The 15,770-nt window shown below is 49.5% G+C and carries 12 protein-coding genes, 3 tRNA genes and 1 pseudogene; 10 read left to right on the top strand and 6 right to left on the bottom strand.

The features are described 5' to 3' along the window. Positions 1-18: 18 nt before the first annotated feature. Positions 19-1,356, bottom strand: coding sequence for an ankyrin repeat domain-containing protein (locus tag C2M36_RS08495; protein WP_105254528.1), 1,338 nt, complete (start codon positions 1,354-1,356; stop codon positions 19-21). A 105-nt stretch (positions 1,357-1,461) separates the two neighbouring features. Here C2M36_RS08495 and C2M36_RS08490 point away from each other — a divergent pair, with 105 nt between their 5' ends. Further along, positions 1,462-1,653: a DUF2897 family protein gene (locus C2M36_RS08490; protein WP_105189119.1), complete on the top strand. Its 192-nt coding sequence runs from the start codon at positions 1,462-1,464 to the stop codon at positions 1,651-1,653. A 76-nt stretch (positions 1,654-1,729) separates the two neighbouring features. Here C2M36_RS08490 and C2M36_RS08485 read toward each other — a convergent pair whose 3' ends face one another. Together C2M36_RS08485 and bamC are read right to left on the bottom strand one after the other, a co-directional pair. After that, the gene (locus C2M36_RS08485; protein WP_105254527.1) at positions 1,730-3,094 is read right to left on the bottom strand and encodes a YjiH family protein; all 1,365 of its coding nucleotides are present in this window, start codon (positions 3,092-3,094) and stop codon (positions 1,730-1,732) included. 109 nt (positions 3,095-3,203) lie between these two features. Next, positions 3,204-4,256 carry an outer membrane protein assembly factor BamC gene (gene bamC, locus C2M36_RS08480; RefSeq protein WP_105254526.1) on the bottom strand — a complete coding sequence of 351 codons (1,053 nt, stop codon included), beginning with the start codon at positions 4,254-4,256 and terminating at the stop codon, positions 3,204-3,206. 339 nt (positions 4,257-4,595) lie between these two features. On the opposite strand from bamC, the gene C2M36_RS08475 reads away from it, so the two are divergent. Further along, positions 4,596-5,129 carry a glycine cleavage system protein R gene (locus tag C2M36_RS08475; RefSeq protein WP_105254525.1) on the top strand — a complete coding sequence of 178 codons (534 nt, stop codon included), beginning with the start codon at positions 4,596-4,598 and terminating at the stop codon, positions 5,127-5,129. 12 nt (positions 5,130-5,141) lie between these two features. Beyond that, positions 5,142-5,615: a thioredoxin-dependent thiol peroxidase gene (bcp, locus tag C2M36_RS08470; RefSeq protein ID WP_105254524.1), complete on the top strand. Its 474-nt coding sequence runs from the start codon at positions 5,142-5,144 to the stop codon at positions 5,613-5,615. A 67-nt stretch (positions 5,616-5,682) separates the two neighbouring features. Here the strand turns inward: bcp and queE are convergent. Further along, positions 5,683-6,347 (bottom strand): annotated as a pseudogene (gene queE, locus C2M36_RS08465) (7-carboxy-7-deazaguanine synthase QueE). 153 nt (positions 6,348-6,500) lie between these two features. On the opposite strand from queE, the gene queC reads away from it, so the two are divergent. The 3 genes from queC to C2M36_RS08450 all read left to right on the top strand — a co-directional run bounded on the left by queC (position 6,501) and on the right by C2M36_RS08450 (position 8,875). Further along, positions 6,501-7,160: a 7-cyano-7-deazaguanine synthase QueC gene (queC, locus tag C2M36_RS08460; protein WP_105254523.1), complete on the top strand. Its 660-nt coding sequence runs from the start codon at positions 6,501-6,503 to the stop codon at positions 7,158-7,160. Between the two features lie 104 nt (positions 7,161-7,264). Beyond that, positions 7,265-7,504 (top strand): hypothetical protein, encoded by a 240-nt coding sequence (locus C2M36_RS08455; RefSeq protein WP_105254522.1) that lies wholly within the window; start codon positions 7,265-7,267, stop codon positions 7,502-7,504. Positions 7,505-7,531: 27 nt separating this feature from the next. Next, a complete protein-coding gene (locus C2M36_RS08450; RefSeq protein WP_105254521.1) occupies positions 7,532-8,875 on the top strand; it encodes a diguanylate cyclase domain-containing protein in 1,344 nt (447 codons plus the stop codon). Positions 8,876-8,901: 26 nt separating this feature from the next. Here C2M36_RS08450 and uvrB read toward each other — a convergent pair whose 3' ends face one another. Together uvrB and C2M36_RS08440 are read right to left on the bottom strand one after the other, a co-directional pair. Beyond that, positions 8,902-10,914 (bottom strand): excinuclease ABC subunit UvrB, encoded by a 2,013-nt coding sequence (gene uvrB / locus C2M36_RS08445; protein ID WP_105254520.1) that lies wholly within the window; start codon positions 10,912-10,914, stop codon positions 8,902-8,904. 15 nt (positions 10,915-10,929) lie between these two features. Next, positions 10,930-12,273: an MATE family efflux transporter gene (locus tag C2M36_RS08440; protein WP_105254519.1), complete on the bottom strand. Its 1,344-nt coding sequence runs from the start codon at positions 12,271-12,273 to the stop codon at positions 10,930-10,932. 719 nt (positions 12,274-12,992) lie between these two features. Here C2M36_RS08440 and C2M36_RS08435 point away from each other — a divergent pair. The 4 genes from C2M36_RS08435 (at position 12,993) to C2M36_RS08420 (ending at position 15,592) form a co-directional block, all read left to right on the top strand. Beyond that, positions 12,993-13,069: transfer RNA gene (locus tag C2M36_RS08435), tRNA-Asn, on the top strand. A 22-nt stretch (positions 13,070-13,091) separates the two neighbouring features. Further along, a tRNA-Asn gene (locus C2M36_RS08430) sits at positions 13,092-13,168 on the top strand. 19 nt (positions 13,169-13,187) lie between these two features. Further along, positions 13,188-13,264 (top strand) — tRNA-Asn (locus C2M36_RS08425). Positions 13,265-13,642: 378 nt separating this feature from the next. Next, positions 13,643-15,592 carry an EAL domain-containing protein gene (locus C2M36_RS08420; protein ID WP_158678895.1) on the top strand — a complete coding sequence of 650 codons (1,950 nt, stop codon included), beginning with the start codon at positions 13,643-13,645 and terminating at the stop codon, positions 15,590-15,592. Positions 15,593-15,770 lie beyond the last annotated feature (178 nt).

The following is a 15,770-nucleotide window of genomic DNA, read 5'->3' as shown; positions in this document are numbered from 1 at the left end:
TATAGAGCCACTCAGAGCTTAACCACCTAGCTGGCTTAAAAATGCCAGCCCGACCACGCTCAACAGCGCCAATTGCGCCAGCAAGGACAACAAGGAACCCACACGTAAAACGCCGAGCCCAAATGGGTGACGCAAATGCGGATAGAGGGCGCAGCGCTTTAAGCTGATAGCAAAGAATATTGCCACCACCGAGAGCATGGTAAAGACGATGGTCAGCTCACTTTTATAGTCGATGCCATCATCGAAAAAGAAAAACAGTTGCAGTGGCAATAACAACATCACCAAGGCATGCAAGGTATGCACCTTGGCGATACGCATATACTGACCCTGAGGCGATAATTCCTTGATGCCAAACTCGCGCTCCATTTGCCGCACTAAGGCCTTGCGGTTTTGCTCCACGGCATAGCGATAGCAGCTCAGCCCGGCATTGTTTTTGGCGTGAAAATTGGCGCCAGCACGCAGCAACACGGTTAAGCAATTGCCGTTATCGGCACCCACGGCATAGTGCAAGGCATTATTGCCCTGATGATCCTTGTCATCGAGTGACGCCTGATTCAACAGCGCTTCAATCACGCTCACAAAGCCTTTCTCGGCAGCTAACATCAGCGCCGTTTGGCCCTGCTCATTGTGCTCGCTGCCTCGGGCACCCTGCTCAATAAACCGCATGGCTAAACTCTGTTTAGCGTGCTCACTTTGCAAATGGGCCAGCAATGCCTGCTCTAACAGGTGCTGGAGGTTTTCCTCATTGGAAAGACGTTGCAACAGGGTGAAAAAGTCATGCCCCTGGATCAGCTCGGTTTTTGCCGCTTCCAAGAGATCGGGCAGATCCGCCGCGCAATCGGGTAGGAAGGGCTCCAGCTTAGGGCGAAAGTCCACTTCCTGCCATAACAGCAGTATATCGGCGCTTGAGAGTTTAACATCGCGTTCCAACAGCTGAGCCAGCAAGGAAAAATAGCGATGTTCAAACAGTAGCTTGGCCAACGACAGCGGCGATTCCACCTGAATTTGCGCATTGATATCTGCGTATTGCGCGAGACGCTCGAGCAGCATTTCACTGATCTGCTCGGCGGTGTAGTCGTTATTAAGGAAGTAATCCTTGGCCGCATGAATATAGCGCAACGCCTGCTCGTCGAAATCGCTGATATGCTGGAAGGTGCACTCTTCAAAAGGGTCGCGCGGCTGCAGCCAGATTAAATAATACAGAGGTGGCAGCATGGTGCTGCTGACCTCTTCCTCGATTTTTGTACTACAAGCTGGCCATGCTTCCAAAGCATCGAGTATAAAGGCGCCGTTTTGCTCAATGAGTCCTTTGAGTAATAACGGATATTGTTCCGGCCAAATTAGTACCTTTTCCATTGCCTATGAAGACTCCACTAAATCGTTCTAGATGTTGCATCGCAACTAGGTTGTCAGTTATAAAGGGCACTCCCTTACCCTGCACTTAATATAGCGGACACTGCAATGCAAACCTGGCATGTAATCCTGATCATCGTCTTGGTATTGGCGGTGATCTGGAGCAATATCGCACTGTTAAAATATTCGGCGAAAATGGACCTTAAAAAGTTCAATCAGGATCCGATCGAAAAGGCCAAACGCAGCCTTGCCGAAAAGGCTCAAAAGCAAGACTCAGAGACAGACGACAAAGAGTCCTGAAGTCTTCGAGCCCGAGGCTAGGGCTCGCTGCTTAGGGCTTTACCCCTAGAGCCTAGGTCAATGCCTAGGTCAATGCCTAGGCTACCAGCCAGTTTGCCATCAGGGTGATCACCGGCAAGCTGATCAAGGTGCGCAGAATAAAAATAGCAAACAGCTCAAGAATATTCACCGGGATCTTACTGCCTAATAGCAGTGCGCCCACTTCCGACATATAGATTAGCTGGGTCACACTCATGGCCGCAATAATAAAGCGAGTCACTTCACTGTCGATATTCGACGCCGCCAAAATAGACGGAATAAACATATCGGCAAAGCCCACCACTATGGTTTCTGAGGCCTTCACCGCCTCAGGCACACCGAGCAATTCAAGGTAAGGAATAAATGGCTTGCCCAGCCATTGGAATACCGGCGTATATTCGGAAACGATCAGCGCAAAGGTACCTACGGCCATGACCACAGGCAGCACAGCAAACACCATGTCCAGAGCGTTGTGCAGGCCTTCTTCGACCGTACCTTTTACCCCTTTGGCATGGCGCGCCTTATCCAGGGCCATATCCAGGGATTGTCGCCACAGGCTTTTATTTTGCGGCACCGCCTCGTTGTCGTCGCATTGACTGGTGCCATCGACATATATGTTTTTCTTCAGGCTAAGAGGAGGAATACGCGGCAAAATCAGCGCACACACCACACCGGCCAAACACACGGTTAAATAGAAGGGCGCGAACAGATGCTCAAGGCGAACCTGACCTATAACCACAAAACAGAAGGTAATAGACACGGCCGAGAAGGTGGTACCGATAATGGCCGCTTCTTTTTGCGTATAATGCTTTTCTTCATATTGTCTGGCGGTCATCAAAATACCGACACTGCCATCGCCAAGCCAAGAAGCAGCGCAGTTTACGGCGCTACGGCCGGGCACACCAAACAAGGGCTTCATAATCTTGGTAAACAGGGTACCAACCAGCTCAAGCAAGCCGAAATTCAAAAGCAGTGGCAATAAGAAGCCAGCCAGAATAAACACGGTCAGCAATAGCGGCAGCAACTCAGTCAACACAAAGGCGCCGGTAGCGTCTGAGTAGATCGCCTTGGGGCCAAGCTGGAAATAGGTCATAACCACAAACACCATGCCCACCAGGCGCACAACAAGCCAGGTCGGCGTCACTAGAAAGAGGTGGCGAATCATGGGCTTTTCGAAAAGCGAGCGCGGTTGTATCAGGGTCATCAATAAAGACAACAAGCCGGTCATGGAAATGATCACCAACAGCAGGGTGCTGGCAATGGGCGCCAGGGCTTGGCGTAACATATCGGCCAAAATAGCGACACTGATTTTTATCTGGCCATCCCAGGGGATCGGCACCATAAAGAGAAAAACGCCGATCAGCGAGGGGATTAAAAATGTCAGTAAAGTGTTGGCCATAGTACGTGGCTGGCTTGTTGTCATAATCGCTACTTATTTTGTTGTTATCTTTGGGCTGCCCTGCCGTTTTGGCTACAAACAAAAAAGGAAAGGTGCTCCAAGCCCTTTCCTTTTTTACAGCAAAGTCAAAGGGTTACATTTGAATCCCGCGTGAACGTAAGGCCGTCACTAGGGCTTGCTGTAAATCATTCATGGTGCCGGGCTCAAGCACTTCCCCGTCTTTATCCATCCAGGTAATGCTGGTGCCACCGGCTTTGGCGTTATCCAAAAGAATTTGGTACTGACCGTTTTCTAACGGCAGTTGCATCGCTTCTTCACCCCAAATCGAATCCCACACACTGCTTTCGGGCTGGGTGTAGTCGGCGATAATACGGCCCTTCTCGGCATCCACTTCGATAATGGTAAATTGTAGACGCTCTAAGAAACCACTGAAACGCTCGAACACCACGTTCATATCCTGCTCGGTCATAAGCGCCGCATTGCCTTGGTTGTCAAAGCCTAGAGCCAGGGAAATAATGCCTTGGCGCTGACGCAATTCAACCTGCAACTGACGATAGCGGTAGTCAAACTCGGCAATCACACTATTGAGGGCACGGGTTTCCATGCGCTGTTGTAGTAATGGCGTTAACGGCACTTCTTGTGAACGATAATCAAGCAATTCGGCACTTAAAGACGCGGTGCGCTGGTGATCTTTTTCTTCAACGGTGAATTTATAGCGCTGCTCGGCAACGACTTCATCGTCCCATAGCCAGCCTTCTTCAACCTTTACGATGGAAAGCCAGTCGCTTTCAATGCTGTTTTGCGTCTTATTTGCTACCGGAGTATTGTAGCTTTCCAACACGCCTTCAACGGCCGCCAGAATAAATTGGTCGAGATCGTCGATGCCGTCGTTTTTATCGAAGTAAATCTTGGCTAGCTTGTCGCCCTCTTCAATCCAGCTCCCCTGGGCGATCGGCATAATTTGCATCGGTGGCTTAACGGCCTTGGCGTCTTCACTGTTGTCATAGCTGGCCACGTCCATCTTATAAGTAGGGTCCTGGCGCGGCGCATCGAGTCCCTCTGGAGTCACTAATGGCTGGTTCGCTTTATAGTTACGCTTGTGGTGTGCCTCGTTAGTAAAAATGCCACAGCCACTCAAAGTGACTAAAGCACTCAAGATCAATACTTTAGGGATCCAATACTGCACGTTGTTGTTCTCCTTTACTCACCATTATTATTGTACGGACTTTGAGTCGGTGAGTGGTAATTGGTTCAGTGTCAGATTCAACTTAACGACCACTTTGTTGTCTTGCCTATCATACAAAGACGTTAAACCCGAGTGTCGACACCCAAACCACTGTTGCGCTGTTGCACAGCAATGGCTTACAAAAATTTTCACTATGGTACTTTTACACGAGGTTAAAAACAAGAATGTCGCTATCGAAAAGGCAATAAAGCGAGGCACGGCTAAAAGTTGCGCTTTAAAACCCGGTTTATGCTACACTGCGCCGCCAACAGATTGTTTTATCACAGCAAGGGCACATCCATGGGCGAATTGGCCAAACAACAGTTAGTGATCACCGCAATTGGCGAAGACCAAGCCGGGGTGGTCAGCGCCTTAACGCAATTGGTCAGCGATTGTCACTGCAATATCACCGACAGCCGCATTGCCATTTTGGGCAATGAACTCACCTTTATCATGTTGTTATGTGGCGATATGGCCGCCATCAGCCGGGTAGAGCACCTGCTGCCTAATAAAGGCATGGAGCTGGGGCTGCTGACCATGATGAAGCGCACCTCCAGCCACACCGAAGAGCTCTTTAGTGGCGGTTATACCCTGGAATATGTAGGCATAGACACGCCTGGCACCTTGAGCCAAATCACCGGTTACTTTGCCGAACACAATATCAGCATTTGCTCTTTGAAATCGGATACCTACGAGCAAGACGACGACATTCAAATGCGCTGTGAACTCGAATTTAATGTGCCCCAAGATCTTGATATCGATGCCTTTAAGGTGGCCTTCGAGGCATTATCTCAGCGCCTGAACATAGATTATACTTTTAAGCGGATCAGATAAGGACGCAGCATTATGAACACTTTGCAAGCGGGCGATAAAGCACCACTTTTCACCCTTGAGGATCAAAATGGCGACGCGGTTAGCCTGGAAGCGCTATTAAAAGAGCATCAGGTTTTAGTGTATTTTTACCCCAAGGCATTAACCCCGGGTTGTACCGTACAGGCCGAGCAGCTCAGCGCCCATAAGGCGGAGCTGGCCAAATACAACACCATCGCTCTGGGTATCAGCCCGGATCCGGTGAAAAAGCTGAAAAACTTTGAAACCAAAAAAGAGCTTAACTTCCAGCTTTTAAGCGACGAAGACCACAAGGTAGCGGACGACTTTGGCGTCTGGGGTTTAAAGAAGTTTATGGGTAAAGAGTACGATGGTATTCACCGCATCAGCTTTTTAGTGGGCCAGGACGGCGGCATTAAACACGTCTTCAATAAGTTTAAGACCAAGGATCATCACCAGGTGGTGATCGACTATTTGGCAGATAATGCTTAATTAATGTTTTAAGAATGTAAAACGCGGCTTAGGCCGCGTTTTTTTATATTTAATGTGCTAGTTCAGCCTAGTTAATACCCAGATACTTGTGCACCTGTACAGATAAGCGCCAGTTTTTCTCAATGCACGTATCGATAGCCAATTTCGTCGCCTTGGCTTTTTGACTGATGGGCTGCAGATACACCAGTCGCGGATGCACACCCGTGCTCTTAAACAGCGCTTCTAACTCGTCCACATGTTTTTGCATCGCCACCGGATGCTTAATTTCATTGGCACGCTTCATGGCGCTGGCCAGCACCTCATAGCCGCCGCGCATATTGATTTTCGGTGATACCGTCACCCAGGTTTGCGCCGGCACCTTGATCTCAAAGGTGCCGCTAGTTTCGACTTGGGTGCTGTAGCCATGCTGGTGCAACAGCTCGCATAGGGGGTTAAGGTCAAACAAACAAGGTTCACCGCCTGTGATCACCACGTGCTTGGCACGGTAACCTCGGGTTTGAAACAGCGCGAGGATATCTTCGGCATCGGCCTTGGCCCAATGCTCGGAGTCAGACTTTTTCTCCACCGTTTGTGTCAAGGACACCACATAACTTCTTTGGCATCCCAGGTTTGCTTGGTATCACACCAGGAACAGCCCACAGGGCAGCCCTGCAAACGCACAAAAATTGAGGGCGTACCGGTAAAACTGGCCTCCCCTTGGATGGTTTCAAAAATCTCGTTAATTTGGTACAAAAATCTAACCTGCTGCTAAAACTTAACAATCGCTATTCACAAATACCCTGGCCCAAAACAAATGCCAACGGCGAATAATTGTGATCCAAGCTCAAACCCTGTAGTATACCGCGCCCTAACGTAAACCTCTATGATTAAAAGGCTCGCAGGCAAATGGCAGAAAAAGTCGTTGTAATATATTCCGGTGGCATGGACTCCTTCACCGTGCTCAACAAGGCACTTCGTCAAGGTCACGAGGTCTATGCCCTCTCTTTTAACTACGGCCAGCGCCACGTCAAAGAGCTGGAAGTAGCAAAGCAAGTGTGCGAGCAACTTGGCGTTAATCATAAGATAGTCGATATTTCTGCTATTAATCAGTTGATCGGCGGCTCATCCTTGACCGATGATATCGACGTGCCAGAAGGGCATTACGAAGAAGAAAGCATGAAAAGCACCATAGTGCCAAACCGCAATATGATCTTATTGTCTTTGGCGGTCGGCTACGCGGTATCGCTTAAGGCCAGCAAGGTATTTTACGGCGCGCACTCGGGTGATCACGCCATCTATCCGGATTGCCGCCCTGAGTTTGTGAAGAAAATGGACGATGTGTGTCGTATCGCCAACTACGACGAAGTCGAAATCGTCTGTCCTTACCTAGATAACAGCAAGATTGACATACTGACCGATGGTCTAAAAATGGGCCTGGACTATAGCAAAACCTGGACCTGTTACAACGGTCGCGAGCAAGCCTGCGGTAAATGCGGCGCCTGCCAGGAACGTTTGGAAGCGTTCGCCCTTAACAACGCCGTTGATCCCCTGCCCTACGAAGCCTAACTTTCTCCCCTCTCGCACCTAAGCCACTGATAATTTTGCCTCATCAGTGGCCTTGTGGCATTTTGCCGTTATACTGAGATTATTCTCGTTAGCAAGATATTGCCATGCTTATATACCTGATATTACTGCTTATTATCGCAGCTCTCGCGTTTGCTTTCGGCCTGCGCGCACAACGTCGACAGGGTAGGCAACTGTCCCAGTTACATCAAGAGTGCCAAACAACATCCCAACAAAACCAGGCCATGGCGGAGCAAATAGCCCATCTTAAAGAACGAGTCCAAGTGCTTGAAGCCATAGTCACGGATAAGGGATTCAGCGTTGAACAAGAGATAGATAACCTCTAAGTAAGCGCCGTACAGTGCAACAATAATATGAAAAAACGTTCCATACTCCTGCTCATCTTGCTCAGCACCCTTTATGTGGGAGCCAGTACCTTTGTGGTCGAATATTTCGCTCACCTTTACCGACAACAGGAGCTTGTGGAAGAACAATTATATCTGCGCAAGCAATCGGCGTTACTGCGAGCCAAGCTTGAAACCACCCTGAATCAGGAGATCTTTGCCGCCGAAAGCCTGGTGGTGATCGCCAATATCAATCGCGAATTTATCGCCCAGCATTGGCAACATATCGCCGCCCAATTGGTGGCACGCTCGCAGTTAATTCGCAATATTGCCTTAGCGCCGGATAACATAGTGCAATATGTCTACCCCTTGGAAGGCAACCAACGAGCCATGGGCTTTGACTATCGGACCGATGAAGAACAATTTGCCACCGTCGAGCAGGCGCGACAGACGCAGTCAGTGGTGCTAGCCGGGCCGCTGACCTTAGTTCAAGGAGGCGAAGCGCTCTTGGTGCAGTTTCCACTGTTTGCCAACCCAGCCGACGAGGCCAGTTACTGGGGCACCCTCAGCCTAGTATTGGACATTACCACCCTCTATCAATTGCTCGAACTCGACGCTCAGGAGCAAGTACAATACGCACTGAAAAACACCGCCAAGGGCTCGCAGGTATTTTATGGTAATGCCAACACCTTTGCGCAAGCCGATGTTATTTTGCCCTTGCACTTGCCCAATGGCCGCTGGGCACTGGCGGCAAAATTTACGGCTACATCGCAACCTCATGCCACGCTTATTCGCGCCCTAGGTGCGTTATTGTGCCTGGTGTTATATGTGTGTGTTGCCATCTTGGTGCGCGCCTACTACTTGGTGAAGGCCACCTCCTTACAGGACGACCTGACCCTGCTGGCGAACCGCCGTGCCATTATGCAACATTTGGACGATCTCACCCGCGGCGCAGAAGTGCATAAACACTTCGCCATTATCAATATCGACGTGAACGACTTTAAAGCGGTGAATGACAGCTATGGCCATGATTGTGGCGATGCCTTGCTTGTGCATATCGCCAAGGAGTTGCAGCGCACCTTGCGTGACTCGGACATTATCGCCCGCCTCGGCGGCGATGAGTTTTTAGTGCTGCTCCACCGTATCACCAGTGACGAGCAGGTCGCCGCGATAGTGGACAAACTGCGCCTACATATCGAGCGCTCACCGCTCAACCATAAAGGCCATATCGTTTATCCATCGATCAGCTGTGGCTTTAGTTGCTACACCGAGTGCACCTTGGATATCGCCGCCCTCTTGGCTCAGGCCGATAAGCGCATGTACGAAGACAAGCAGAACAACAAATTGGACGGTAAAAGAACCGTGACCGCTTAAGCTGATCAAGAATTAAACTCTGGCGTTTAACTCTTGATCAGTTGTTGCTGTAGCAGATGAACCTGGTCGCGCACCTGCGCAGCTTTTTCAAACTCCAAGGCGCGCGCAAATTCATGCATCTGCGCCTCTAAGCGCGTAATTTCTTTGGCGATTTGGGTGGCATCTAGGGCAACATCTGTGCCGGCCCCTTTACGGCCTTTAGCACCCTTGGCGCGGCTTGGCTGTTGTTTGGGAGACTCGCCGGTATCCATTACATCGGTGATACGCTTGTTCAAGGCCTGTGGCGTGATCCCGTGTGCTTCATTGTGGGCGATTTGCTTATCACGACGACGGTTCGTTTCATCTATAGCCTTGCGCATGGATTTGGTGATCACATCACCATACAAGATGGCCTTACCATTAATATGACGGGCGGCGCGACCTATGGTTTGGATCAGTGAACGCGCAGAGCGTAAAAAGCCTTCCTTATCGGCATCGAGAATGGCAACCAGAGACACCTCGGGCATATCCAAGCCTTCACGCAATAGGTTGATACCCACTAACACATCAAACACCCCGGCACGCAGATCACGAATAATCTCCATGCGTTCCACCGTGTCTATATCGCTGTGCAGATAGCGCACCTTAACGTCGTGATCGCTTAAATAGTCGGTTAAATCCTCGGCCATGCGCTTGGTAAGGGTGGTCACCAGAACACGCTCGTTTATTTCCACGCGCTGGTAAATTTCCGAGAGCAGATCGTCAACCTGAGTGCTGACCGGGCGCACTTCTAGCTGAGGATCAAGTAAGCCAGTAGGACGAATAACCTGCTCCGCCACCTCACCCGCCGATTTTTCTAACTCATAATCGCCCGGTGTCGCCGACACATAAATGGTTTGTGGCATAATTGCCTCAAACTCTTCAAATTTCAGGGGTCGGTTATCCATGGCCGAAGGTAAGCGAAAGCCGTATTCCACCAGGTTTTCCTTACGTGAGCGGTCACCGCGATACATGGCGCCAATTTGCGACACGGTCACATGAGACTCATCGATGATCATCAGTGCATCATCGGGTAGGTAATCCAGTAGCGTCGGTGGCGGCTCGCCGGGCGCTCGCCCGGACAGATAACGGCTGTAGTTTTCAATGCCAGAGCAATAACCGAGCTCCTGCATCATTTCGATATCGTATTGGGTACGCTGCGCCACCCGCTGCTCTTCAACCAAACGGTTGCCATCGAGTAATTGCTGACGGCGCGCTTTAAGTTCGACCTTGATATTATCGATGGCGCCTAAAATCTTCTCCCGTGGCGTTACATAGTGGGTCTTTGGATAAATGGTGGCGCGTACCAAATTCTTTTGCACCTGCCCGGTCAAGGGATCGAACAGGCTAAGGCGTTCGATTTCATCGTCGAACATTTCTACCCGCACGCCGATATCGTCCGATTCGGCGGGGAATATATCGATCACCTCACCGCGCACCCGATAGGTGCCGCGGCTGAAGTCCATGTCATTACGGGTATACTGCAATTCCGCCAACCGACGCAGCATTTGCCTTTGGTCGACGGTGTCGCCCACCTTTAACAGCAGCATCATTTTCATATAGGAATCGGGATCGCCCAGACCATAGATGGCAGAAACCGAGGCGACTATGACAACGTCTCGACGCTCTAACAGGGCCTTAGTGGCCGATAGTCGCATCTGCTCTATGTGCTCATTAATAGATGCGTCTTTTTCGATAAAGGTGTCGCTGGCCACCACATAGGCTTCGGGTTGATAATAATCGTAATAAGAAACGAAATATTCCACCGCATTGTTGGGAAAGAATTCCTTCATTTCACCGTACAGCTGCGCCGCCAGGGTTTTGTTGTGCGCCATAATAATGGTGGGACGGTTCAAGGTGGCGATAATATTAGCCATGGTAAAGGTTTTGCCCGTTCCCGTAGCACCTAATAAGGTCTGATGCGCCAAGCCCGATTCCAACCCGTCTACCAATTGGGCAATCGCGGTGGGTTGGTCGCCGCCGGGCGAATAACTTGAGCACAGTTCAAATACATCTTTCACTATGACACCCCTTTCTTAAACGGTTTGACGTTCGAGCTCACGGCTGAACCACATATAGGCGACGATGGCTGTTAATAAATTACCCACAGTGGCGCCAATAAACAAGCCCGTTAACTGGCCAACCAGGCTACCTAGGTAAGCAATCGGCACATAAAACACAAATAGACGTACCACACTGAGCGCCAGGGCGTGCATGGGTTTATGCAGGGCATTAAATGACGAGTTGGTAAGAATGATCACGCCCTGCAGGCCATAAGACAAAGGCAAAATATAGATAAACAACTGGATCAACTCACGTACCTGAGTTTCAGTGGCGAATGCGCTGGCAATCCAGGGGGCCACCACCAAAAGCACCAGGTAAATGACAAATTGCCAGATCATCACAAATTTCAGGGTTTGTTTGTACGCCTGCTCTACCCTTTCTTTGTTACCGGCCCCAAAGTTTTGACTAATAAAGGGAGGTAGGGTCATAGATAAGGCCAACACCACCAAAGAAGCAATGGACTCAATGCGGCTGCCCACGCCAAAGGCGGCCACTGCCGGGGCACCAAAGTGAGCCACAATGGCTGTCATCACCGCCATGGCCAAGGGCGTCAGCATATTCGCGCCGGCCGCCGGCAAACCAATTTTAAGAATTTTTCTCGTTGCTTCGACAAAGGACTGAGTACGGCAACGAACTCCAATCAACTGACGGTGGACGATAAGAATATATAAAATCGCGGCAACACCGATTAACCAGGAAATGGCACTGGCGATGGCCGCGCCACGCACACCCATGGCCTCTATGGGGCCGAAGCCGAAAATCAATATGGGGTCCAGCACCGCATTAACGAGTCCAGACGCGCCCATAATCAGGCTGGGGGTCTTAGTATCGCCATTAGCGCGAAGCACGGCGTTGCCTATCATGGGGGTCACCAGTAGGACGCTGGCCAGGAACCACACATGCATATATTCATTTATTAAAGGCAGCAACTGCGGCTCGGCACCGAGCAACAAGAAGATTGGCCCACTGCAAAAGTAACCAACCAAGGCCAGTACCGACACCATCAGCGCCGACACCATCAAGGCCACCGCACCATCGAAGCGGGCTTGTGCTTGTTGTCCAGAGCCCAAGGCGGTGGCAATCACCGCCGAGGTGCCTATGCCTAAGCCGATGGCCAGGCTGATCAAAGTAAAGGTAACGGGAAAGGTAAAGCTAATCGCTGCCAGGGGGTCGGTGCCCAACATACTGATAAAGAAGGTATCAACGAGATTGAACAGCATTAAAAAGATCATGCCGAATATCATCGGAATGGTCATTTTGCGTAGGGTTGGCACAATGGGCGCACTGAGGATCATTGCAGGTTCGGCTTTAGCCATAACAACGCTTATTGCTGCTGATACAAGCGCTCTATTCTAAAGCATCAGGGCGCCCCCTTCCACGCTTAATTAGTGCATAAAAAATGTTCTTTTTTCATTGTTCATCGATTTAAACAAATGAAACCCGTCAAAAAACAATTAATTTACACCTTTTATACATAGGCACAAATTAACGCTGTATTTTTGCACAACACAGATATTATCCGAATGGTTCTGATTATAAGAACACTACTTTTTGTAACTTTTAAGAATATAAAACTAACTCATTGATAAATAATAATAATATTTTTTATATTTTACCTGTTGCTTTCTGTCTAAGTGCTCCATGTCGCCTACCACTGCTGCCTTCCCCCCATTCATAAACAGACTTATCCACAGATTTCGTGGATAAGTTAACCGAGGCCTTTAAATATAAGGGTTTGATCACTATAGGCAAAAAAGCGTTCTGAGGGTGGCGTAAGCAAACTCATATTTAGGCCATTTATCGTCTCAAGAGAATTTATATAAGCCATTGATTGCTCGTTGGCAGGCCCTATTTATGGGCAAGGTGCCCGAGGGCGGGTTGGTGCCGCCTTCTTTTAGGGCTATTTTTGCATGCTAAGCAGGCAATTTGAGTGAAAAAACGGCGAACGAGTCGTTTTTTTTATTTTTGCCTATTTTATTAGTTGACACTGGCAGGTGCGGTCATTAATATTTCGCCCCGTTGAGAGACAGGCGCTTCCCCCTTAGCTCAGTTGGTTAGAGCGACGGACTGTTAATCCGCAGGTCCCCCGTTCGAGTCGGGGAGGGGGAGCCAATATCTTTCAACACTAGGTTGTTCCCCCTTAGCTCAGTTGGTTAGAGCGACGGACTGTTAATCCGCAGGTCCCCCGTTCGAGTCGGGGAGGGGGAGCCACTTCCTAGCATTATTTTGTTCCCCCTTAGCTCAGTTGGTTAGAGCGACGGACTGTTAATCCGCAGGTCCCCCGTTCGAGTCGGGGAGGGGGAGCCAAAATAACCTTAAGCCCTCCCCTTTATTACCCAATTTTAAAACATCCTTTCTAGACAAGATTTTCTCCTTGAACTAGTCTCTATTCATAATTGTTTTTAAGTTTCAACACACTAGTAAATGTAAATAAACGCCCTGTATTATTACAAAATGTATCAGTGCATTGCCATTAACACGCCACTGCATGATAATATGTCTGCGAAAACACAAAGCGAACTTAATAACGCTAACCTATTGTGGTGTATGGTAATTAAACATGGATGTAAGTGCGCAAACAATCACGGTGCCGGGCGCTGGAGATTGAGTTGTTGTTGCATAGGTGTGAGTACACCTAACCACACGCTTCAACTTAATAAGAATAAGGGTAAAGGATAAGCTACCGTGAAACGATTCACACTATTGCAGTTTACTTTATGGCTGCTGGCCCTGTGTGCCGGCGTTATCGCCAATATAATGGTCTTTCATTCATATGGCATGCATAAGCAGGATGCTATGCAGGCACAACTCCAACGCTTTTTAGATCTCCAACCGACCATGACCACCGAACAAGTGGTTGCCGAGGCTCCCGCCTTGGCCGAGCAATTGGTAGCCATCATGCCGGTTCAAAAGCTCTGGTTACGCGATAGTAATGGCGAAGTGTTAATGGCCAAAACGCAACGCACCGAAGAAAGCTTTATTGCCCAAATCGCCCAGGCCCAATTTGATACCGTTCGCAGCCAATACGCGGTGAGCCAAGATGCCGAACTGCGAGTGGAGTTTATTGCCGATTTAAATGATATGGCAGATGCCTTTGAACAGGGCCTTATCTATTTTGTGCTGGTGATCACCTTTATCTGCTTTATCCCCATAGCCAGCTTAAAAACGGCTTTTCGCGGTTATCGCCGCCGTATTGCCGATATCGTTGCCAACATTATCGATCAGTTCGTTACCAGCAACGAAATGCCCGCGCCTATCAGCCGCGCCTTTGCCGATGACAAATTAAAGCTTAAGCTCGCCACTCAGATCTCCCCTGCCCTTAATCGCCTGCAGGCTCACCTGGGTCTACAGATGGAAAATATTACCAGCTCGGCCCAGGAAATTAAGAAAGAAGCCTATAAGGACGTGGTAACCGAGTTGGGTAACCGCAATATGTTTGTTGAGTACTACGAGCGTCATATCGAACACGCCAACGGCGAATGTTTTGGCTGCATCGCCCTGGTTCGTGGTACCGAATTGCAACATATCAACCAAAGCAAGGGCTACCAACAAGGGGACGAGTACATTCGCAGCATTGCCGACATTTTAACGGCCGGCATTAGAAACTATGGCTCTGCCAGTGTATTTCGCCTTAACAGCTCAGACTTTGCCGTGGTGCTCCCTAACACTCCGCCAAAAGAGGTCGAGCGCTTCGCCACGCAAATTCAAACCAAATTTAACCAATATCAAAAGCTGCATGAGCTTGCCTCGGTCGCTTACACCGGCATAGTGCCTTATGATCAGCATAAGCCGCTCGGTGAATTGCTCGCCAATGTCGATGTCGCCATGAATATCGCCCAAAGCAAACATGCCAACGCCTGGCACGTACAGCGTCGCGAAGACATCAGTGATAGTGCCGTGCAAGGCGCGCAAAACTGGCGCAAGATGATTAATGACATGTTGGAAAAGCAGTCGGTCAACCTGGCTATCCAACCCATTATGCCGCTGGGTAAAAGCAGTGTGGCTTATTCGGAAATTCAGGCGCGTTTTCGCGATGAAGAAGATCATTTATTGCCGACCTCCACCTTTATGGCGATGGCCGATCAACTGGGTAAGTCGGTAGAGCTTGATCAAATGATCATCGAACACTCGTTAAACGCCATTAAGAGTAGAAACCTCAGCGCCCAATATTTCGGCATTAACGTCTCTGCCAGCAGCGCCCATGACGATAAATTTGTGATTTGGCTGGAACGCCGCCTAATTAGAGAGGGTGACTTTGCCCAACGCCTGGTGTTTGAAATCTCGGAACTAGGCTTACAACAAAATATTACCGCCAGTAAGCGCTTTATCAGCATGCTGCATCGCACCGGCGCACGCCTGACGGTGGAAAGATTCGGCGTTGGCCTGACCTCGTTTAAGTTTTTCCGCGAGATCAAACCCGACTATATCAAGATGGATGCCAGCTACACGCGCGGTCTGGAAGACGATAAGAACAACCAGTACTTTATGCGCCTGATGGTCGACCTGGCACACCGTATTGGTGTGCGCGTCTTTGCCGAGGGCGTAGAAAGCCTAGAGGAAAAACAGATTATCGAACAGCTTTGCCTCGATGGCGCTCAAGGCTACTTTATAGAAAAGCCTAAAGAGCTGTTGTAACAACATAAGGAGTTCCCTGCTCTGTGGGAACTCCTTTATCAAGCCCTGCTTAGCATCAGTTCAGCATCGAGCTCTCGAAATTGCACTCGCAGTTGCCCCCCTCATACCCTTCACCTGTAATAAAGCCGCAGCTTGACGCTGACAATCCCTTTGGAAACAAGGCACTGTTAATGACGGA

The organism is Pseudoalteromonas sp. T1lg75 (assembly GCF_002964705.1).
Lineage (GTDB): Bacteria > Pseudomonadota > Gammaproteobacteria > Enterobacterales > Alteromonadaceae > Pseudoalteromonas.
This window is presented reverse-complemented; position numbering and strand designations above follow the sequence as displayed.